The organism is Nocardia callitridis, from assembly GCF_039543305.1.
Taxonomy (GTDB): domain Bacteria; phylum Actinomycetota; class Actinomycetes; order Mycobacteriales; family Mycobacteriaceae; genus Nocardia; species Nocardia callitridis.
Genome location: NZ_BAABJM010000005.1, coordinates 108,216 through 129,051, shown reverse-complemented (window position 1 = coordinate 129,051; position 20,836 = coordinate 108,216). Strand labels below are relative to the sequence as shown.

Here is a 20,836-nt window from a genome sequence, read left to right as displayed (position 1 = left end):
TTCCGCACCCGTTGACCGGTCACGAAACCGGGGAAGCGTCGAGCGCGCGGCTCGTCTCATCGACGGCTGTGTGGCGCGCCGCCGGCTGTTTTCGCGAAGCGACGTGCGGGGCGAACACGACGGCGGAAATGTCGGTGGCCTCCGCTAATGTGCGTGGCGTGAGTGACACCGAGAGTGCGACCGGCGAGCCTGTAGTCGACAGTGCGACGGCGGATGAGCGGGTTCGATGGCAGACACTTGCCGACGAGGTGCGCGAGCACCAGTTCCGCTACTACGTGCGCGACGCGCCGATCATCTCCGACGGCGAGTTCGACGTGTTGCTGCGGCGATTGGAAGAACTGGAGCAGGCGCATCCCGACCTGCGCACCCCCGATTCGCCGACCCAGTTGGTCGGCGGTGGCTTCGCGACCGATTTCACCGCGGTCGACCACCTGGAACGCATGCTCTCACTGGACAATGTGTTCGACTTCGACGAGTTGCGCGTGTGGGCCAGCCGCGTGGAAGCCGAAACCGGCTCCGAACTGCACTATCTGTGCGAGGTCAAGATCGACGGGGTCGCGCTGAACCTGGTGTACGAGAACGGCAAGCTCGTTCGAGGTGCCACCCGAGGCGACGGCCGGACCGGCGAGGACGTCACGCTCAACGCCCGCACGATCGAGGACATCCCCACCGAACTGCGTGCCACCGACGAGTTCCCCGTCCCTGGACTGCTCGAGGTACGCGGCGAGGTGTACTTCCGGCTGGCCGATTTCGAGACCCTCAACGCCGAGATGGTGGCCGCGGGTAAGCCGCCGTACGCGAACCCGCGCAATACCGCGGCCGGCTCGCTGCGGCAGAAGGATCCGGCGGTCACTGCCCGGCGCAGGCTGCGGATGATCTGCCATGGCTTCGGCAGGATCGAGGGCTTCACCCCCGCCTCGCAGCACGAGGCGTATCGCGCGTTGGCGGCATGGGGTCTGCCGGTGTCCGAGCACACCCGCAGGGTGCAGGGCATCGACGCGGTGATCGACCGGGTGGCCTACTGGGGCGAGCACCGCCACGACATCGAGCACGAGATCGACGGCCAGGTGATCAAGGTCGACGAGCGCGCGTTGCAGCGCAGGCTCGGGTCGACCTCGCGCGCGCCGCGCTGGGCGATCGCCTACAAATACCCCCCGGAGCAGGCGACGACGAAGCTGCTGAATATCGAGGTGAATGTCGGCCGCACCGGCCGGGTTACCCCGTTCGCGGTGATGGAGCCGGTATCGATCGCGGGGTCGACCGTCGCGATGGCGACCTTGCACAACGGGTCGGAGGTCGTGCGCAAGGGTGTGCTGATCGGCGATACCGTCACCATTCGTAAGGCGGGCGACGTGATCCCCGAGGTGCTCGGTCCCGTGGTAGACGCGCGTACCGGCGAGGAGCGCGCGTTCGTGATGCCGACGCACTGCCCCGAGTGCGGCACCGAGTTGAAGGCCGCCAAGGAAGCCGACGTCGATATTCGCTGTCCCAACCAGCGGTTCTGTCCTGCCCAGTTGCGCGAGCGCGTGTTTCATGTCGCGGGGCGCGGCGCGTTCGATATCGAGGCGTTGGGGTACGAGGCGGCGACCGATCTGCTGAAGTCGGGTGCGATCACCGACGAGGGCGATCTGTTCGACCTCGACGAGCAGCGGTTGCTGACCACCTCGCTGTACAAGAACAAGAAGGGTGGTCTCTCGCAGAACGGACGACGGCTACTGGACAACCTCGCCACGGCGAAGGACCGTCCGCTGTGGCGGGTGCTCGTCGGCTTGTCGGTCAGGCATGTGGGTCCGACGGCCGCGCGCGCGTTAGCGGCGGAGTTCGGCAGCCTGGAGCGGATCGAGCAGGCGTCGGTGGAAGAGCTGTCCGACGCCGACGGTGTCGGGCCGACCATCGCCGCGGCCGTGGTGGAGTGGTTCGGCGTCGATTGGCATCGCGCGGTTGTCGAGAAGTGGCGTGCGGCGGGGGTGCGCATGGAAGACGAGCGCGACGAGTCGATCGAACGCAACCTCGAGGGCCTGTCGATCGTGGTTACCGGCTCGCTGCAAGAGTTCACCCGCGACGGCGCGAAGGAAGCGATCCTGCGCCGCGGCGGTAAGGCGGCGAGCTCGGTGTCGAAGAAGACGGCGTTCGTGGTGATCGGCGAGGCGCCGGGTACTAAAGCGGCGAAGGCCGAGGAACTCGGCGTGCAGATCTTGGATGAGGACGCATTCCGCCTGCTGCTCGACTCGGGCCCCGAAGCGGTGCGCCAGGAGTCGGACCCGGCTACCGCGGATCCTGCCACGGAATAGGCTGTGCGACAGCGATACTCGAGTCCTTTCTGGCGTCGATGTCAGGACCACTGCGAGGAGTGGTCGCTGTGAAGTGCTCGGTTTGTTCGGCGAGTCGTAGCGCTGCTCGGGTCCGGGCCGAACGCGGTGCGGCGCGATAGTGTCGAGACAGCTGCCCGCGCAGACGCGGTAGTCCGCGTGGCGGTGCAGTCGCCGGTGTCGGTTGGTCGGCGCCGCACCTGCCGCTCGAACAGCGCAAGGACGGTGTCGGCGGGCACCTCGTGCTCGGTGCGGTTGGTTGCCGGAGCGGGCATCTCGGCCGTTTGCGGCGCTCGCCGCGCCACCGTCTCGCGGTGCGTAATTCGCCCGGCGCGCGCCAGCTCGAGTCGCGCAATCCCGATCCCACCGAGACCGAGGACGGCGGCGGATCGCAACAGGCACCGTCGTCCGGGCACATACGGTGCTTCTCGATGTCCTCGCGCGCGCAAATATCAGCTCTGGCCGCAGAGCCTCGAAATCGGTGCGGCAGCGGACCTTTGGTAGACCTGACCGGTCAGCGGCGTCGCGTGCCGGATTTCGACGAGGTCGTGGACCGAAGAAGCTGTGCGACAGTCATAGTCGAACCGGCGGAGCTTTGATCGGATCTTCGTCGTTGCTCGGTGTGGTTGCCGCGGTGTCCAGACGGGGCTCGGCTGATCGGCGCGTCATGTTCGGTTCCCCGGTGCTGGAACGGGGTTCGGGAATGTCCGCACAGCATCGGTGTCCGGTCGGTGGCGTGGGTCCGCGGGGGCTGCGAGGTCGGTATACGTGCCGCTGAGTCGCAGCGTGTCTGCCCGGTCCCGGCCGTAATCATATGTGCTGTGCGTCACATCACTGTGCCGTTGACTGTGCCGCTGCGGCCGGGTGTGTCCTGAGGATGGACACGAGGACACACCCGAGTCTTCCGCACTCGACCAGCTCGTGTCGGACTACCCGCCCACCGACCCGAAGGATCGCCATGGCCCTCCCGGAATACCTCTCCGTCGAAGACTTCTACCGCCCTCCGGTCCGTTCCGGTGCGACGATCTCGCCGGACGGCACCAGGCTCGCCTACCTCGCACCGTGGAAGAACCGGATGAACGTGTGGGTGTCCGGTATCGACTCGGATGCCGACGCGCGCTGCGTGACCGCCGACGAGCGCCGCAGCGTGCACGACTATCACTGGACCGACGATCCCCGGTGGCTGCTCTACACCCAGGACAACGACGGCGACGAGAACTGGCAGCTCTTCCGGGTGGATCTGGACGACCCGGACGCGTCAGCGGTGAACCTCACCCCGTATCCGGGGGCGACGATGATCGCCTTCGAACTGTCCGCCGCGCGGCCGGGCAAGGCGGTGGTGCACCTGAATATCAGGGAGCCCCTGGCGTTCGATCTCTGCGAGATCGACATCGTCACCGGGGAACTCACGGTGTTGGCGAAGAACCCGGGGCACATCTTCTCCTGGATCTTCGGTGGCACCGGACAGATCCTCGGACGCAGCCTGAACAGCAACGGCGATATCGAGCTGGCGCGTTGGGACACCGACACCGAAACATTGCACCCGATCGCGGAATTCGAGGGCGCCGACTACCCCATGGGTATTTTCCCTTCGGTACTCACGCCGGACGGTACCGGGCTGTGGGTCGGTTCCAATCGGGGCACCGACCGCACCCGTCTGGCCCGCGTCGACCTCAGCACCGGGCAGGAGACCGAGGTCGACAGCCACCCGGTGTTCGACGTCGATACCCGCGGTCTTGTCGCCACCAGCCTGCCCTCGCCGTTGATCCGCAGCAGGCGAACCGGTGAACTGCTCGGCGTGCGTTACCTCGGTGAGCGACAGGTGATTCATGCACTCGACCCGCGTTTCGCCGACGTGCTCGCGCGGCTGACCGCGCTGTCGGACGGCGATATCGCGGCCATTTCGTCCGACGAGAGCGAGCAACGCTGGGTGGTGAGTTTCACCCACGATCGTGAGCCCGGCCTGACGTACTTCTACGATCACGGCACCGGCGAGAGCCGACTGCTGTTTCGTCCGCTGCCACATTTGGATCCGGCGGCACTGGCCCCGATGCACCCGGTGCGGGTCCCCGCGCGCGACGGCCGCACCCTCCCTTCGTATCTCACGCTGCCGGTCGGCATCGATCCGGTCGGGTTGCCGCTGGTGCTCGTGTTGCATGGCGGCCCGTGGTACCGGGACAGTTGGTCGTTCGATCCGACGGTGCAGCACTTGGCCAACCGTGGTTACGCCGTGCTCCAGGTCAACTTTCGCGGGTCGACCGGTTACGGCAAGGCCCACACGAAGGCGGCTATCAAGCAGTTCGCCGCCGCGATGCACGACGATCTCATCGATGCCGTGGACTGGGCGGTCGCGCAGGGCTACGCCGACCGTGGTCGCGTCGCGATCTACGGCGGTTCCTACGGTGGTTACGCCACGCTGGTCGGGGTCACCTTCACACCGGATGTCTTCGCCGCGGCAATCGATTACGTCGGAATCTCGAATCTGGCGAACTTTCTGCGCACTATCCCCGAGTTCACCAAACCGCACCTCGCCAACAACTGGCATCTGTTCGTCGGCAACCCCGACGACCCGGAGCAGGAGGCCGATATGTTGGCCCGCTCACCGATCACCAAGGTGGATCAGATCCGCACGCCGTTGTTGGTGGCCCAGGGCGCCAACGATGTTCGGGTCGTGCGTGCCGAGTCGGACAACCTGGTCGCGGCGTTGCGGGCGCGGGGTGTCGAGGTCGAATACGTGTTGAAGGAGGACGAGGGACACGGTTTCGTGAACCCGGAGAATCAGCTCGACCTGCACGCCGCGATGGAACGCTTCCTCGCCACCCACCTCGGGGGCAGGACGCGATGACCCTCGCCCCTCGGCCGCCACGGTTCGGCTTCGAGGGTGGCGGGCCGCGAGCGCGGCGGTCGAGGAGGAGCTGTTGTGCTGCCCGAATCCACCGGGGCAGGTCGTCAGCACCGGGCTGGAACGATCCGGCGGCGCACACCGATGGCACAGGGGTGATGACAATTTCGCCCTGGTACGAGTTGCGGAGTGTTCGCGGGCTCGTGGTGTTTTCTGGAGTGCGTCCCGCACGCGATGGGGTGGTCCGCGTCGACGCTGCCGCGCCGCACTCGGGCTCGGCGAATCACACCGAGTGACGGCGAGTGCTCAGGGTGCCGGCTTGATTCCCGAGATCAGCTCGGGCGGCCCGATCAGCTGACGGTGAGGGTGGCGTCGAGTTGGCCGGTGATGTCGAATCGGCCGCAGCGGCCGCTGGCCAGATCCAGTGCGCGGGTGAAGGTCTTGGTGCGTGACTTCTTGAAGGTCGCCTCGGCCTGGACGCTGACACCGGGGGCGGAGCAGACCTTCGAGACGGCAGGCGACCCGTTGTAGCTGGTGGTCCCCGGCCCGAGACAGGTGTTGGTGCTGTTGGAGAAGAACACTCGTGCGGCACCCTCCTCGCATCCCGCCGCGGCGGCGGTGGGGGAGAGGACTAACAGGGGGCCCAGTGTCATGGTGGCGGCGATCGCGGCGCGCAGCAGCAGTCGAGGCAGGGGCAGGCTCATCGGTAGCCACATCCGTTTCAGCTGGACAGCAGGTGGAGTCGAGCTCGTGCAGGAACCCGTATGGCCGAGCATGTTACCCGGGGTGCCGGGAAAGGACCCGGTGAACGCCGACCGGGTGCTGTCGTCGTGGCAGCGGGGACCTGCCCGCGCTCGGTGTGCGGCGGGCAGACAGGATGTCGGGATGCTGCGCAGTTTTCAGGTGACCAACCACAAATCGTTGGCCGAGACACAGGAGTTGCGCCTGACCAAGGGAAGCGGTCCGGTGGCGGTGCCGGTGACCGCGATCTACGGCGCTCCCGCGGCGGGCAAGTCGAGTGTGCTCGACGCGCTCGCGCAGATGCGGGAGGCGGTACTGCACTCGGTGACGGGGTGGGACCCCTACGCCGGACCGGTGCGCAGCCCGCATCTCGGGTTCGGGGACCGCCCTTCGGAATTCGTGGCGGGCTTCGTCGCCGAAGGGGTGCCCTACACCTACGGTTTCCGGCTCGACAATGCCGACGTGAGCGCGGAGTGGTTGCATACGCATCCGCGCGCACGCAAGCGGATCGTGTTCGAACGCCGCGGCGACCAGGTCAAGGTCGGTCCCGCGTTCGAGGCGGTGCGCTACGGGATCACCGCGTTGGTGCCGTTGGTGCGGCCGAACGCGTTGCTGCTCGGCCTCGCGGGGCAGATGTACGCGGAGGCGCTGGTGCCCGCGTACCGCTGGTTCGATTCGATGCTGGAGGTGCAACACGGGCCGACCGACCCGCAGACGGTCGAGTACCGGCTGGGCAGTCATCTGTCTCGATCGTCCGAACACGCCGCGCGCCTACTCACCCTGTTGCGCTCGGCCGAACTCGGCATTACCGATCTGCTTGTCCGCGAACCTGATCCGAGGTACGCGGACTATCTGCGTGAACTCGACGCCGACATCGCCGGGATCGGCACTCAGCTCGAACTGTGCACGACCTCGCCCGAGCACGCCGCCCGATTGCGTGACGAGCACGGCATGACGCCGTTGCTGCTGGAACGCGAGCTGACCAATATGACCTCCGCCCGGGACGCGCTGTACGCCCGGATGGTCGCGCGAAGCGGCGTCGGCCTCGGCCTGCTGCACGACGGGGTGGACGCGCCGTTCGGCCTTGCCGACGAATCCACGGCAGCGGTGTCGTTGTTGCGGCTGCTCCCGACGCTGTTGGACGCATTGGACACCGGACGGGTGCTCGCCGTCGATGATCTCGGCGCGCAGCTGCCCGCCGAGGAGACCGATCGTTTGATCCAGCTCTTCCAGAATCCGGACACGAATTCCCGTGGGGCACAGCTGGTGTACACGTCGAGCGACCGCGGGCTGGCGGAACGTGCCGCGCGCGCACGACGTTCCCACCACGTGTTGTGGCAAGTCAGCAGGACCGAAAGCGGCAGTAGCGAACTCGGACCGGCGTGAGCGGTCGTGCGGTGGTTCCCCCTCTGATGGGTGATCGCAGCGGCAGTCGCCCCAGCACTCGTCTCGTCCCGGCGGGGTCCGGCCACAACCCTCCGAACGCTCGGGCAACGCCACAAGAGCATCGGTCAAGGGCGCGACTTCGGCGACCGTGAACGAGTTCGGTCTCGGCGCGCGGTCAGTGATACCTGACAGTGTGGTCCGGGGTGGCGCCCGCGCGCTGATCCACGCCGATCTCACGCGCTCGTGTTCTCGACACAGGCTGGCCGTACACCATGGGCACCTTGTCGCGGCGGCTGTGACGTGCGCGATCGGCGGGTCTGGGATACGAAGGGCGTGCGCTCGCGGCAGATGCCGGTCGGTCGTCGACTGGCACGCCCCGCGCTACGACGGCTGCACCCCGAGCGCGGCGGCGACGGCCTCGATTGCTACGGCGGGGGCCGTGTGATGCTCGGGGAGCGCTGTGTGAAGTCGAGCCGACACCGGGGCGTGTGGTCGCGGTGCGTTGTCGCTCGTATGCCGCGCGCGGGCGCCGTGGCGGCGGTGATCTCGCGTCGCCAATAGCATGGTCGGCATGCTGATGTTCGGATTCCTGCTGATCATGCTCGTCGCCGTAGCCGCGATGGGGATCCGCTTCCTGCGTAGCCGAGGCGGCGGGGTTCCCGCGAATGCGGAGACCGGGTTGTTGACGCTCACCGGGGTGAGTCCGCGGCCGGAGGCGTTCGGCGAACAGTTCGTGACGGTGACCGGGAACCTCAACGGCCCGACGGTTCCCGGCACCGTGGTCTACGGACGGATGGTGTGGTCGGGCAGCGTGTGGCCCGCGATCGGTGACACCTTCACGGTCGTCTATCCGGCGGGCAAGCCGGAGCGTTGGCAGCCGGTGCTGCCGCAGGACCCCCCGCACTCCGAGCAATAGCTTTGCGGCGGGCGGGTTTCCGAGGCGCCGACTAGCCGAGGACGGTGGCGACGATGCCCGCGAGGTAACCGAGCCTGGCGACCTCCGAGGGGCGGAATTCGGGTCCACCGGGACGACCGAGCATCAACACCTTCTCCGGTGCGCCCAGCGGTGCCGCCGCGAGTTTGGTGTCCATGTCCCGCCAGATCTGTGGCACCCATTCCGCGTCGGGGTCGAGCACGGTCGGCTTGTCCAACGGCATCCACGGGGCCGAGGAGGCCTGCGTTTCGGGGGCGCTCTGGCTGCCGACAACCCGGTAGGCGCCCTGATCGCCGGTATCGAGGATGGTGCTCCAGCCGACGCGCAGTACGCGGGGAACGCCGTCGACGAGCACTTGCATTCGGTCGTCGCGGGCACCGGCGACCTGGTCGATCAGCTCGAGTTCGCGGTGGGTGTCGAGCACGCCGGAGTACGGGCGGATGGAATCGACGCGCACATCACCCATGGACTCCGCCGCGGTGATGAGCGTGTCAGGTAGTGCGCCCGGCGGAACTTCGACGACGAGATCGTCGACCGCGTAACCGGCACCACGCTCGACCACATCCAGGGAAAGGATGTCGGCGCCGACGGAACCGAGTGCGAGTGCGAGTGCACCGAGGCTTCCCGGACGATCCGGAAGTTGCACGCGGAGCAGGTAAGACACGCGCATTCCTTTCCCTGTGGGCGGCCGAAAGGGGCCGAGGCTCTGAACGGATACCCGTGTCAGCACATACTTACACCCCAACGCGCCGGTTATCGAGTCGAACTTGTGACAGCGCTCGTGCGCGGGCGACAGATCGGGGACATCGTGGCTGGTGCGGGTGGCGTGGGAGCCGGGTCTCGGCGGTGGCTAGGCTAGGTGCGCTGGGTACTGAGTCCAGTACCGAAATTCTGAGCCGAAAGGGGTTCCGCGGTGCCCGCCATCTCCCGCGACGAGGTCGCACACCTCGCCCGGTTGTCCCGGCTCGCGCTGTCCGATGCCGAACTGGATCAGTTCGCCGGTCAGCTCGATTCGATCCTGAGCCACGTGAAGTCGATCGCCGAGGTCGCCGCCGTCGACGTTCCCGCCACCGCGGCGCCGAATCCGGCGAACAACGTGTTCCGCGCCGACGAGGTGCGTCCCTGCCTCACGCCCGAGCAGGCGCTCTCGGGCGCACCCGCGGCCGAAGAGCAGCGATTCAAGGTTCCGCAGATCCTGGGAGAGGGCGAATGAGCGAACTGACCGCGCTGACGGCGGCCGAACTCGCTACCAAGATCCACACCCGTGAGGTGACCTCGGTGGAGGTCACCCGCGCGCACCTGGATCGGATCGCGCAGGCCGACGGCGAATACCATGCCTTCCTGCATGTTTCGGCCGATCAGGCGCTGGAAGCCGCCGCCGCGGTGGATTCCGCGCTCGAATCCGGTCAGCAGCCGGCCTCACCGCTGGCCGGAGTTCCCTTGGCGCTCAAGGACGTTTTCACCACCACCGACATGCCGACGACCTGCGGGTCGAAGATGTTGGAGGGGTGGGTCGCGCCGTATGACGCCACCTTGACCGCGCGTTTGCGCGCGGCGGGCATCCCGATCCTCGGCAAGACCAACCTCGATGAGTTCGCGATGGGCTCCTCCACCGAGAACTCGGCCTACGGCCCCACCCGAAACCCGTGGGACACCAGCAGGATTCCCGGCGGTTCCGGTGGCGGTTCCGCGGCGGCGCTCGCCTCGAACCAGGCCCCGCTCGCGATCGGCACCGACACCGGCGGCTCGATCCGCCAGCCCGCCGCGGTGACGGCGACCGTCGGCACCAAGCCCACCTACGGCACGGTCTCGCGCTACGGCCTCGTCGCCTGCGCGTCGTCGCTGGACCAGGGCGGTCCGTGTGGTCGGACGGTGCTCGACACCGCGTTGCTGCACGAGGTGATCGCCGGTCACGACCCACGCGACTCCACCTCGCGCGAGGCGCCGGTGCCCTCGGTGGTTGCGGCGGCCCGCGCGGGCGTCGGTGGCGACCTGCGCGGTGTGCGGGTCGGTGTGGTGCGTGAATTGCATTCCGACAGCTACCAACCCGGTGTGCTCGCCTCCTTCGACGCCGCTGTCGCGGTGCTGAAGGAGCTCGGCGCGGAGGTGGTGGAGGTGTCGTGTCCGCACTTCGAACACGCGCTGGCGGCCTATTATCTGATTCTGCCCAGCGAGGTGTCGTCCAACCTCGCGCGCTTCGACGCGATGCGCTACGGCCTGCGCGTCGACGACGACGGCAAGCACAGCGCCGATCAGGTGATGTCGGCGACGCGTGCGGCCGGATTCGGCCCTGAGGTCAAGCGCCGCATCATGATCGGCACCTACGCGCTCTCGGCTGGCTATTACGACGAGTACTACGGTCAGGCGCTCAAGGTGCGTACCCTGATCTCCCGCGACTTCGACGAGGCTTACCGTACGGTCGACGTGCTCGTGTCGCCGACGAGTCCGTTCACCCCGTGGAAGCTGGGCGAGAAGGTCGACGACCCGCTGGCGATGTACCTGTCGGACCTGTGCACGCTGCCGACCAACCTGGCGGGTCACCCCGCGATGTCGGTGCCGTCGGGGCTGAGCGCCGACGACGGTCTGCCGGTCGGCTTCCAGATCATGGCACCCGCGATGGCCGACGATCGGCTCTACCGGGTGGGCGCGGCCTACGAGGCGGCGCGCGGTCCGATCGCCTGATTCGTTTTCCCGCACGAGGTTTCGCGCCGTCCATTCGTGGGCGGCGCGAAATCGTTTCGGGGCGAAGGGATCAGGACGCGTGCAGGGTTTCCGCGCGTCGCTTGATGTCCTCGGTCATCGCGCCGAAGCCACGTCGCAGCGACGAACCCAGTAGCGCTGAGACCACGGGGTTCAACCATCCCGCGATCTCGAAATGTGAGGTGTAGCGGGCGTGCCCGGCGTCGATCGAGGTGACGGTGTGCTCGCGCAGGCTGTGCAGCGTGCCCAGCGGTACCGGCTTCATCGAGTAGCTGAATCGGGTGCCCGGCTCGTGCGCGCGCACGAACTCGCGTTGGCGGCGCACCCCACCGGCCAGGCGCACCCGCATGTCGATCGGATCGCCGGGGCGCAAGCTGCTCGAGCACTCGGGCACGAAGCTGTTCCACTCGCCGTACCGTGCGAAATCGGTGATCACCTCCCACACCAGCTCCGCAGGTGCGGCGATCTCGACATTCGCGTCGATGACAAAGGACATGCGGAGAAACTAGAACAAGTTCTACGTAGGGGCAAGTGTTGACTCGCGCTACGGCTGTGGCGGCAGCGCGGGTCGAAGGTAGGCCGTCGAGGGTGTGGTAGCGCGGCGAATCGCGGTGCGTAGTCTGCGCAACAGCCAGGCGAGCGAGCGGGCGGAGCCGAGGAGCAGGGCCAGGATCACGGCGGCGCCGAAGGCGGAGTGGGTCCAGTAGGCGGCGCCGATGGGTGGGGTGCCCATGTCGACGCGCAGGCGGTTCTGCCACTGACCCGCCTGGATTGCCGCCGCCAAGACCAAGACGGCGGTCGCCAAGGTCAGCGGTGGGCGTAGGCGGCGGAAGGCGGGGTGGTTGTCGAAGTCTTGGTGCGCGAAGACGAAGCGGACGAATCCCGCGACGGCGAGTGCACACGCGGCGAGTAATCCGGTGAGGACGGCTTGGGCCGAGGCCGTGCGCGGCAGTAGCCCGGGGGCGAGTGAGGTGAGTGTGCCGATCCCGATGGCGAGCGTGGTTCCGAGTCTCGGCCACGGGGTGCGTTGCACGAACAGTGTCAACGCCATTCGGTAGCGCGCGGCGATATCTTTGCGCGACAACATGATTCGTGCCACAAGAGAATTATGCCGCGCGGGGGATCGGCCGGGCACGCCGGGTGGGATCGTGACCACTCCGCCACGTTCGGATGTTCGTTCCCGCACAACGCTTCTCATGGTTGCCGGGGGAAATACAGATCTCAGGGACATGGCTCTCGTGACCCGGCCTGCGACAGTGCTCGTGCGGGAACGGCCAGCTAGCTCCCGCGAGGACCGGTTACCCAGATGCGGGGTGATCTATTCACCCGGTGCGTCGGCGAGGACCGGTGCGGCGCGAATATTGCCCGCGATGGAGTCCGTGACCCGGGCGGGGCGACTGTCAGCGCCACCCGTGCGTTACGGAATCGCCAGCGTGTCCACCGGATCGACGCGACGCGCCGCAGCGGTCGCGGCGAGCCTGCGGCGCGTGCGGACGGTGAAGACCGCGCCGAGCCCGAGCACGCCGGGAACAACCATGGCGAACTGCCACCATTCGTTGGTGGCGGCGGCATCGGCGTTGTCGAGGAACTCCTCGCGTACCGGGGCGCCGTAGTCCTGGCGGCGCGAATTCAGGTCGACGGCGGTGTTGGCGATGTCGGCCATGGCCTCGCAACGAGTGCGCGAGAACGAGTCGGCGCGGGTTTCGCAGGCCTGGTGCATATGCCGATCGAGGGTGGCGTCGATGGCCTGCCTGGCCCACGGGCCCAGCGGCTCGCCGCGCTTCTGCGCGTAACGCAGCAGGTCGTAGCCCAGGTCGTGGGCTTTGCACGCGGCATCGAATTCGGTGGGCAAGGTGACGGGCGAGGAGCAGTCACCGCCGGGGTTGAGCACCATCCCGTCGGCGAGGACCGGCTGATAGCCCGAGGTGGCGCCGAAATCGGCGGGCATGGCGCGCACCGATCCCGGCCCGCCCGAGGTGAGGTCGGTGACCGCGATGCTTGCCGCCGCGTTCTCGGGCGCGGTGATCGCCGGTGCGTCGGCGGCGCTGGCCTGCGGTGCCGGTCCGAGCAGCATCGTCGCCGCCATCGTGGTCACCGCGACGCCCGTCTGCGCGGCGCAGCGGCGGATCTTGGCGCTGACGACGTGGCCGGAAACTCCGAAAAGTGTTGCCCCGGAAGGTGTCGCGGCGGCGGCATGGGGGGATCTACTGGGTGCGGACACCACGGTCGAAGCGCTCATGTCGGTGACGCTACGGTGACGCTTCACCGCATGGCCTCACGCTGCGGAGCCCTCGTGCGCACACCCCGACGGGGCAACGGCACGGCGCGGTCGCACCGGGGTACTGGAGTGGAAATCACCCGTGGGTATGAGGCCATGTCGAGCCGAGAGTTCCTAATGTCGTAGAGATGGAGCACAGTATCCGTCGCGCCCGGCGGTTGTCCGCGCGGACTTGGTTCGACGCCTCGACGGTGACGGTCGCGCTCATCCTCTACTCGATCGCGTGGCCGACACTGCATCTGACGCACGTGGTGCCCGCGGCGACACAGCCGTTCATCGCGGCGCTCGCCGCGTTCCCGCTGCTGCTCGTGCGGATCAACCCCGCGTTGGGATGGGCGATCTCGGCGGGTTCGGCGCTGCTGATCACCCTGGCGATTCCCCATCAGCCGGGCAACGATATGCCGTTCCAGGTCGTGCACGCGATGTGTCTGATCGCACTGCTGTTCGCGGTCGCGCTGCATTCGCCCGGCCAGGTTGCCGCCATCGCGCTGGCGGCCACCGCGCTGCTGTTCGCGACGACGATGCCAGGCAAAGGTGACAACGTCACCGACACCGCGTGGGGCTGGCCGATCGGCCTCGCCGCGATGGTCCTGTTCGCGCTGCTGATCCGCTGGCTGGTGTTGTCGCGGCGCAAGCTCGAGCGCCAGGCGGAGGAAACCGAAGTCGAGCGAGCCCGCCGCGCCATTCTCGAGGAAAAGGCGCGGATCGCGCGCGATCTGCACGATGTGATCGCCCACCACATGTCGTTGGTGGTTGTGCAGGCGCAGACCGCCGCCTACCGCGTGGAAGGGGTCACCCCCGAGGCGCGCGCGGAGTTCGAATCGATCGGCGCCACCGCTCGTTCCGCGCTCAACGAGATCCGAGGGATGCTCGGGGTGCTGCGCAGCGATGGTCAGGTAGCCGACCACGCGCCGCAACCGAAGGCCGATGACGTGGTCGAGCTGTTCGAAAACGCACGACGCGCGGGCGTGCGGATTACCTGGACCATCGAGGGGCCGCTGACGGCGGTGCAGGAGACGACGGGTCTCGCGCTGTACCGCATCGTGCAGGAGTCGCTGTCGAACGCGTCGCGGCACGCGCCGGACACCGCGGTGGATGTGCGAATCACCGTGGGTGAGCAGGTGCGTCTCGTGGTCGGCAATACCGCCGCGGTGACGGCCGCCGCGCCGGTGGGCAACGGCGGTCACGGCATCGCGGGAATGCGCGCGCGAGCGCTCGCGGTCGCGGGAACGCTCGAGGCGGGACCACGTGCGGACGGTGGATTCGAAGTCGAGGCGTGGTTGCCAGTCGGGTCGGTGTTCGCGAAACCCGGTGCCGAGGATTACGCACCCATCGAATCGTCCACCGCCGACACTTCGACTGTCGACAACTGATCGACCTGCGCGGACGCGAGCAATCGTGGGTGAATCGGAGCTCGCCGACGGGCTGCTTCGGCCGACGAAGGGCAGCACACGTGCCGCATCGCTTGCCCTTGTCATCGCCGCTACGGTAGTTGACGCCGTGCGCGGACGCAGGCGCGCCCGTCCCTGTGATGCGTGCCGGGCCCCGCCGGTGAGGTCGGTCATACCGGCGGCGGGTACCCGCTCCTGCGGCAGGACGACGGGATCGGACAATCCCCCCGTGCGCGAACGCCATTAAGGTGAGCGGGTGTCGATAACCGTGTTGATCGCCGACGATCAGGCGATGGTGCGCCAAGGATTCGGCGCGCTGCTCGCCGCACAGACCGATATCAGCGTGGTGGGTGACGCGGCGGACGGTCAGGCCGCGGTGACCGAGGCCAAGCGGCTGCGCCCGGATGTGGTGCTGATGGACGTGCGCATGCCGAAGATGAACGGCCTCGACGCCACGCGTGCCATTCTCGCCGCGGGGTTCGATCCGCCGGTGCGGGTGCTGATGCTCACCACCTTCGACATCGATGATTACGTGTACGAGGCTTTGAGCCTGGGCGCCAGCGGTTTTCTGCTGAAGGACGCGCCCGCCGAGGAGTTGGTGCGCGCGGTGCGCGTGGTGGCCGACGGTCAGGCGTTGCTCGCGCCGACGGTCACTCGGCGACTGATCGCGGACGTCACGCGCCGCCGCGGTGCGTCACGAGCCAAGCCGACGCCCGCGCTCGACGCGCTGACTCCGCGCGAACGCGAAGTCTTGGAACTGATCGCCAAAGGGATGTCCAACACGGAGATCGCGGAATCGTTGTTCGTCGCCGAGCAAACCGTGAAAACCCATGTGTCCAAGGTGTTCGCGAAGCTGAACCTGCGTGATCGCGCGCAGGCGGTGGTCCTCGCCTACGAGTCGGGACTGGTTGTTCCCGGCTGAGGTGCCGCAAGCGGCGGCAGCGGTGGCGCTGGCGCCGGGGGAGCTATCGGCAACACCGGGGGCGGACACCCTCCGCCCGGCAGTTCATCCAGGTGCCCGCCGAGCATCTCCGCCATCCGGGTGAGGATGGCGGTGGAATCGTCGAAACTCCCTGAATCCGCTTGTGCGGCAAGGGTGACCGCGAGCAGGCCGCTCGCCGTCGGCACCAGGCCCAGTTGTCGAACGGTGTAGATCCCGGTCTCGTCGTCGGGGCCCCAGCCGCCCTTGAACGCCGATCCTGGCAGTACCCCGAGTCCCCAGCGTTGATCGGGAGTGATCGAGGACATCAGTGGCAGCACCCGGTCGGAATCGGGCAGGCAGGGCAGCCGCGAGGCGAAACGCAACTGGTTGGTCAACGACCACTCGGTGCCGCCGAAGGATCGGAAATCCAGTTCGGTGCGCGGCGCGGACGCGACAACGTCGTTGCCCGCTTCGTCGATCACGTCCTGCACGGCGTGCGCGGCCGCGTGGCTGTCACCGAGGGATTCCCACAGTGCCTCGGCCGCCCAGTTGTCGGAGACGGTGATGGCGGACTCGGCGAGTTCGGTCATGGCGGGGCCGGAGTCGTGGCGCAGTGCGGCGATCGTCAGCGGGACCTTCATGGTCGACCAGGCGATGCCCGAGGTCCAGTCGCCGAACACCGTCATCCGATCGCCGAACACCGGCATGACGGCCAAGCCGACCTGGCCGGGCAGTTCCGGCTGCAACTGGGTGAAATCGACGGCAAGCGAATCCGGCAGTGCCACTTCGACCTGTGGTCGGATCGATCCGGCCGGGTCGATCACCACCTCGGCGGGCGGCACCGCGTTGGTGTCGCCGTCGGGCAGCGCCGCACAGGAACTCGCGGCAAGTAACCCGAGGATCGTGACCGCGCGCAGCACGAAACCAGCATTTCGACGTGTTCGCGTCGACCACACAACCGCGTCCTCCCCACCAGCCCAAATGCTCGCTATAGCGGGTACGTCGGCGGTGCAAAAACTCAGAGCTCGTCACACTTTCCGGCCGGTCGGCCGGGGCGAGGGGCCGCTCGCCCACCGTTGGCGGGTGCCGCGAGGACGGTCTCTCTCCTACAGTCTCGCCGATCGCGGCGGATTATTCGAAACGAAGTGGTCGAACCCACCGGGTAGGGTCCGAGAATCAAGAATTGGATCGTGCGGATCGATTGATCCCGCTGCGGTATGGGTCGCCGAAGGGGAAGTAGTGCTCAACAACGGTGCGGTGTTCGCCGGATTCACCATCGAACGGTTGCTCGGTCAGGGTGGCATGGGATCGGTGTATCTGGCTCGGCACCCGAGGTTGCCTCGGCAGACGGCGTTGAAGCTGTTGAACCGGGATTTGTTCACCGACAACGAGGTTCGCGCGCGGTTCGAGCGGGAAGCCGATCTCGCGGCACAGCTGGACCACCCGAGCATCGTCGCGGTGTACGACCGAGGCACCGAAGACGACCAGCTGTGGATCTCACTGCAATTCGTGGAGGGTGAGGACGCGTCGGCGGTGCAGCCGTTGAGCCTGCCCACCGAGCGTGCGGTGCAGATCATCGAGGGGGTCGCCTCGGCATTGGACTACGCCCACGGCATGGGTGTGCTGCACCGCGACGTGAAGCCTGCCAACTTCATGCTCGCGCGTGCCGGTGGCGGACTCGGCGAGCGCGTGTTCCTCACCGACTTCGGAATCGCCAGGCTGCGTGAGGATTCCACGCATCTGACGCAGACCGGCATGTTCACCGCCACCCTGGCCTATGCCTCGCCGGAGCAGATGACCGGCGCGCACCTCGATCACCGCTCCGATCAGTACTCGCTGGCCTGCTCGCTGTATTGGTTGTTGACCGGTGTCGGCCCGTTCGACGCTCCCGCGCCGTCGGACATCATTCGCGGGCATCTGCAATTGCCGCCGCCGTCGGTGTCGGCGCGCCGCCAGGGACTCTCGCCCGCGATGGACCCGGTGTTGGCGAAGGCGATGGCCAAGCGACCCGACGACCGCTTCGCCTCCTGTGTCGAATTCGCCGCTGCCGCACGGCAAGCGCTCACCGCGCCTGCCCCGCCGCCCCCGGCATACTCGTCGCAGGCGGCGCCAACGATGATCGCGCCGGGATCGACGCAGGGTGGCGCGCAATCGACCGGTGCGGCGCAGCTGTCAGGCGGCGGGTACGGGACCGCACCTGATTCGGGGTTCGCCCAGCAGCAGTTCACGCCGGCACCGCAGCAGCAGTTCACACCGCAGCAGCAGTTCGCCCCCTCGCAGTACTCGTCACCGCAGCAGCAGTATTCGCAGCAGCAGTTCAATACCGCGCAGCCGCAACAGTTCTCCCAGGGGCAGCCGTACCCGTCGACGGGCTACGGCCAACCCAATCAGCACGTCGCACAGCAACAGTTCGCGCAACAGCCGGGCTATCCGTCGAATTTCGGGCCCGGCTACGGCGCACCACCGCCGCGACGAGGCAACTCCAATACGGCGCTGATCGTCTCGCTGATCCTCGTCGCGGTCCTCGTCATCGCCGGTGGCGTCTTCGCCATCGTCAAGCTGACCGGCGACGACTCGAGCGGTGGACAGGGAACCGAGACCCAGGCGGTGCAGAACCCGTCCGACCCCGAGACCTTGACCAAGGCGTTCCCCCGGCTGCTTCCGCAGACCGCGGACCTGTCCTACGGCTACGGCAGTGGCGACGGCTTCGACGGCAAGTCGTGCTTCATGTCGGTGTCGGAGAACAAGACGGACAAGAAGCTGACCTCCGTGCACGAGGTGCCGACGTTCGCGAATTGGGTCACGGCCTGGGACTGCTTCGGCGGGGCCGGCCACAATCCGGACTACCTCGTCGTCGGGTTCAATTCGCCGCAGGAGGCGCAGGCGGCCACCGCCGCATTGCCCACCAACACCAAGGGCACCGAAACCAACGGCGCCACCTCGCACACCACCTACCGGTGGCAGGAGAACAAGAGCAGCTACCCGGACGCCTACCTGGTCGCGGACTTCGCTGACGAACCCGCGCGTGCCAGCTACCTGCTGTTCGCCTCGGCTCGGATAGACGAGGACGACAGCTACCGGATCGGGATCACCCCCGCGGAGTTCAAGAGTTGGTTCACCACCGTGCCGCTGTAGTGCGTCACGGTGCTTCGCGCCACCGCCTCCACCCACGGTAGGAGGCGGTGCACCGCTCTCGGGACGATGCACAGGGGTGTGACCGGCGACTAACCTGGCGTAATGGGTGTGACCAGCGTGCCTGATCGAGCTGTGTCCGATCGAGCTGCGCCCGATCGGATGCGGCCGGACCGAGTGCGCCGGCGGGGTCGGGCCGTCATCGAATGGGCGTGGGGCGCGGCACGACGAACGCGGGAGCGCACCGCTGAGTTCGTCAGCCACCCGGTAGCCGCGATCCGCCGCAATGTCGAGCAGTTGCCGTTCGACTATCCGCCGTCGGTGATCATCGCAGTCGACCTCGCGGTGCTGGCGGTGGCGATCGCCGCCTCGGTCCAGCGGCACAACTACTTCCCGACCGCCCTCCCGATCCTCGCGGTGATCCTGACCTACGCGTTCGGCCCGTTGTACGCGTTCCTCGGTGTGCTTCCTCGGCCGCTGATGCTCGGCGTATTCGCGATGGCCGCGGAAGCGTTGTTTCTCGCGCAGCCGGTGACCGGGGATTTCGCGCCGTTCATCCTGGTCGCCACGGCCGGTGAGATCGCGGCCATCGCGCCGAAGCGGGTGAGCATTCCGGTCACCAGCGCGATGATGCTCGAGCTGGTGGTCTTCGACTCGATCGGGCATCTGTCCGAAGGCATGCTGGTCTATTCGGTGGGCGTGGCCTTCGGCTGGATGGCCGGGCTGATGTTGCAGTATCAGCGTCGCTTTCTGTATCAGGAGCGCGACTACCAGGAGATCAGGGCCGCGCAGGCCGCCGACGAGGAACGCAGGAGGATCGCGCGCGAGGTGCACGATGTGATCGCGCACTCGCTGAGCATCACGCTGCTGCACCTCACCGGCGCGCGGCACGCGTTGGAAACCGACCGTGCCGTGGACGAGGCGGTGGAGGCCCTCACCGACGCCGAGCGGCTCGGACGTCAGGCGATGGCCGATATCCGGCGCACGGTCGGCATGTTGGACGCGCGGCCAGGCACGCGCGCGCCGGAGCCGAGCGTGCACGACCTGCCCGACCTGATCGACGACTTCGTCCGTGCGGGACTGCGAGTGCGCTACACCGGTACCGACGACCTCACCGCGGTCTCGCCCGCAGTGGGGCTCGCGCTGTACCGGATAGGGCAGGAGTCCTTGGCCAATGTGGTCAAGCACGCCCCCGGTGCGAGCGCCGAGGTGCGGTTGAGCGTCGACCCTGCGGCGGCGCTGTTGACGGTCGACAGCACGCTGCCCGAGGGCCGGTCCGAGCACCGGGGCTCCGGGATGGGAATGTCGGGGATGCGCCAGCGCGCGGAGCTGCTCGGCGGACGGATGACGGTGGGTCCGTACGCCGACGGTTGGTCGGTTCGAGTCTGTATCCCGCTCGCGCCGGGCCGCGCTCCCTCCGCGCTGTCCATTGCGGCGCAACCAGATCCGATCGTCGAGGAGAGCACGTGACGGCAACCACGCACAACGAGGTCAGCGTCCTGGTCGTCGACGACCAGGAACTGGTGCGCGGCGGGCTGCGTCGAATCCTGCGGCGCCGTGACGGTTTCGTCGTCAGCGAATGTGCCGACGGGGACGAGGTGCCCGCCGCACTCGCGTCCGCGACACCCGATGTCGTGCTGATGGATCTGCGGATGCGCAGGGTCGGTGGCATCGAAGCTACCCGCGTCGTGCGTACGCGCCGCGCCGCGCCGCCGGTGTTGGTACTGACTACCTTCGACGACGACCAGTTGCTCTCCGGTGCGCTGCGGGCCGGTGCCGCGGGCTTCATCCTCAAGGATTCACCGGCCGAGGACTTGATCCGCGCGGTGCGCACGGTCGCCGACGGCGGCGCCTGGCTCGACCCGTCGGTCACCGGCCGCGTGCTGTCGGCCTACCGGATGGTGAATCCGGTGCCCGTGCGCGACGACGCGCTGTTGTCGGAGCTCACCGCGCGGGAGTACGAGGTGCTCGAGCTGATCGGGCGGGGGCGGGTGAACACGGAGATCGCACGCGAGCTGGGTATCTCCGAGGTCACCGTGAAAAGTCATGTCGGACATATCTTCGGTAAGCTCGGGCTGCGCGATCGAGCCGCCGCGATCGTCTTTGCGTTTGACCACGGCGTGGTGACACCAGGAGAATCGTCGGTTTGACGGGCGGGTTCCGCCTCGCGCAACTGCGAGAAGGCGCCGATGTGCGACCTA

Annotated in this window: 18 protein-coding genes; 12 read left to right on the top strand and 6 right to left on the bottom strand. The window is 67.7% G+C overall.

What is annotated here, in order from left to right; all coding sequences use genetic code 11:
- Window positions 1–128 precede the first annotated feature (128 nt).
- The 3 genes from ligA to ABEA50_RS31020 all read left to right on the top strand — a co-directional run bounded on the left by ligA (window position 129) and on the right by ABEA50_RS31020 (window position 5,509).
- On the top strand, window positions 129–2,291 hold the full coding sequence (gene ligA, locus ABEA50_RS23125) for an NAD-dependent DNA ligase LigA (RefSeq protein ID WP_425577696.1): 2,163 nt from the start codon (window positions 129–131) through the stop codon (window positions 2,289–2,291).
- 976 nt (window positions 2,292–3,267) lie between these two features.
- Complete coding sequence (locus ABEA50_RS23120) at window positions 3,268–5,154, top strand: S9 family peptidase (protein WP_345497870.1); 1,887 nt, start codon at window positions 3,268–3,270, stop codon at window positions 5,152–5,154.
- Complete coding sequence (locus ABEA50_RS31020; protein WP_425577702.1) at window positions 5,087–5,509, top strand: HalD/BesD family halogenase; 423 nt, start codon at window positions 5,087–5,089, stop codon at window positions 5,507–5,509. Before ABEA50_RS23120 ends, ABEA50_RS31020 begins: the two co-directional genes overlap by 68 nt.
- On the opposite strand, the gene ABEA50_RS23115 is transcribed toward ABEA50_RS31020, so the two are convergent.
- Window positions 5,502–5,855 carry a hypothetical protein gene (locus ABEA50_RS23115; protein WP_345497869.1) on the bottom strand — a complete coding sequence of 118 codons (354 nt, stop codon included), beginning with the start codon at window positions 5,853–5,855 and terminating at the stop codon, window positions 5,502–5,504. The two genes, ABEA50_RS31020 and ABEA50_RS23115, sit on opposite strands and share 8 nt — an antisense overlap.
- Window positions 5,856–5,901: 46 nt before the next feature.
- On the opposite strand from ABEA50_RS23115, the gene ABEA50_RS23110 reads away from it, so the two are divergent.
- The gene (locus tag ABEA50_RS23110) at window positions 5,902–7,278 is read left to right on the top strand and encodes an AAA family ATPase (protein ID WP_345497868.1); all 1,377 of its coding nucleotides are present in this window, start codon (window positions 5,902–5,904) and stop codon (window positions 7,276–7,278) included.
- Window positions 7,279–7,849: 571 nt separating this feature from the next.
- Window positions 7,850–8,194, top strand: a complete 345-nt coding sequence (locus ABEA50_RS23105) for a hypothetical protein (protein WP_345497867.1) — start codon at window positions 7,850–7,852, stop codon at window positions 8,192–8,194.
- A gap of 31 nt (window positions 8,195–8,225) precedes the next feature.
- Here ABEA50_RS23105 and ABEA50_RS23100 read toward each other — a convergent pair whose 3' ends face one another.
- Complete coding sequence (locus ABEA50_RS23100; protein ID WP_345497866.1) at window positions 8,226–8,876, bottom strand: ACT domain-containing protein; 651 nt, start codon at window positions 8,874–8,876, stop codon at window positions 8,226–8,228.
- A gap of 249 nt (window positions 8,877–9,125) precedes the next feature.
- Between ABEA50_RS23100 and gatC the strand changes: the two genes are divergently transcribed.
- Both gatC and gatA read left to right on the top strand, forming a co-directional pair.
- The gene (gatC, locus tag ABEA50_RS23095) at window positions 9,126–9,425 is read left to right on the top strand and encodes an Asp-tRNA(Asn)/Glu-tRNA(Gln) amidotransferase subunit GatC (RefSeq protein WP_345497864.1); all 300 of its coding nucleotides are present in this window, start codon (window positions 9,126–9,128) and stop codon (window positions 9,423–9,425) included.
- Complete coding sequence (gatA, locus tag ABEA50_RS23090; protein WP_345497862.1) at window positions 9,422–10,894, top strand: Asp-tRNA(Asn)/Glu-tRNA(Gln) amidotransferase subunit GatA; 1,473 nt, start codon at window positions 9,422–9,424, stop codon at window positions 10,892–10,894. The genes gatC and gatA overlap by 4 nt, the downstream gene beginning before the upstream one ends.
- A 70-nt stretch (window positions 10,895–10,964) precedes the next feature.
- Here gatA and ABEA50_RS23085 read toward each other — a convergent pair whose 3' ends face one another.
- The 3 genes from ABEA50_RS23085 to ABEA50_RS23075 form a co-directional block, all read right to left on the bottom strand.
- Window positions 10,965–11,408 carry an SRPBCC domain-containing protein gene (locus ABEA50_RS23085; RefSeq protein ID WP_345497860.1) on the bottom strand — a complete coding sequence of 148 codons (444 nt, stop codon included), beginning with the start codon at window positions 11,406–11,408 and terminating at the stop codon, window positions 10,965–10,967.
- A gap of 48 nt (window positions 11,409–11,456) precedes the next feature.
- Entirely contained in the window at window positions 11,457–12,011 is a 555-nt protein-coding gene (locus tag ABEA50_RS23080) for an alpha/beta-hydrolase N-terminal domain-containing protein (RefSeq protein WP_345497858.1), read from the bottom strand.
- A gap of 318 nt (window positions 12,012–12,329) precedes the next feature.
- Window positions 12,330–13,151, bottom strand: a complete 822-nt coding sequence (locus ABEA50_RS23075) for a hypothetical protein (protein ID WP_425577695.1) — start codon at window positions 13,149–13,151, stop codon at window positions 12,330–12,332.
- A 167-nt stretch (window positions 13,152–13,318) separates the two neighbouring features.
- Here ABEA50_RS23075 and ABEA50_RS23070 point away from each other — a divergent pair, with 167 nt between their 5' ends.
- The gene (locus tag ABEA50_RS23070) at window positions 13,319–14,563 is read left to right on the top strand and encodes a sensor histidine kinase (protein WP_345497856.1); all 1,245 of its coding nucleotides are present in this window, start codon (window positions 13,319–13,321) and stop codon (window positions 14,561–14,563) included.
- A gap of 274 nt (window positions 14,564–14,837) precedes the next feature.
- Window positions 14,838–15,503, top strand: a complete 666-nt coding sequence (locus ABEA50_RS23065; RefSeq protein WP_345497855.1) for a response regulator transcription factor — start codon at window positions 14,838–14,840, stop codon at window positions 15,501–15,503.
- On the opposite strand, the gene ABEA50_RS23060 is transcribed toward ABEA50_RS23065, so the two are convergent.
- A complete protein-coding gene (locus tag ABEA50_RS23060; protein ID WP_345497854.1) occupies window positions 15,473–16,423 on the bottom strand; it encodes a serine hydrolase in 951 nt (316 codons plus the stop codon). The two genes, ABEA50_RS23065 and ABEA50_RS23060, sit on opposite strands and share 31 nt — an antisense overlap.
- A 319-nt stretch (window positions 16,424–16,742) precedes the next feature.
- On the opposite strand from ABEA50_RS23060, the gene ABEA50_RS23055 reads away from it, so the two are divergent.
- From ABEA50_RS23055 to ABEA50_RS23045, 3 genes are all read left to right on the top strand, one after another.
- On the top strand, window positions 16,743–18,638 hold the full coding sequence (locus ABEA50_RS23055) for a serine/threonine-protein kinase (RefSeq protein ID WP_345497853.1): 1,896 nt from the start codon (window positions 16,743–16,745) through the stop codon (window positions 18,636–18,638).
- Between the two features lie 132 nt (window positions 18,639–18,770).
- A complete protein-coding gene (locus ABEA50_RS23050) occupies window positions 18,771–20,105 on the top strand; it encodes a sensor histidine kinase (protein ID WP_345497852.1) in 1,335 nt (444 codons plus the stop codon).
- Window positions 20,102–20,785, top strand: a complete 684-nt coding sequence (locus tag ABEA50_RS23045; RefSeq protein WP_345497850.1) for a response regulator transcription factor — start codon at window positions 20,102–20,104, stop codon at window positions 20,783–20,785. The genes ABEA50_RS23050 and ABEA50_RS23045 overlap by 4 nt, the downstream gene beginning before the upstream one ends.
- Window positions 20,786–20,836 lie beyond the last annotated feature (51 nt).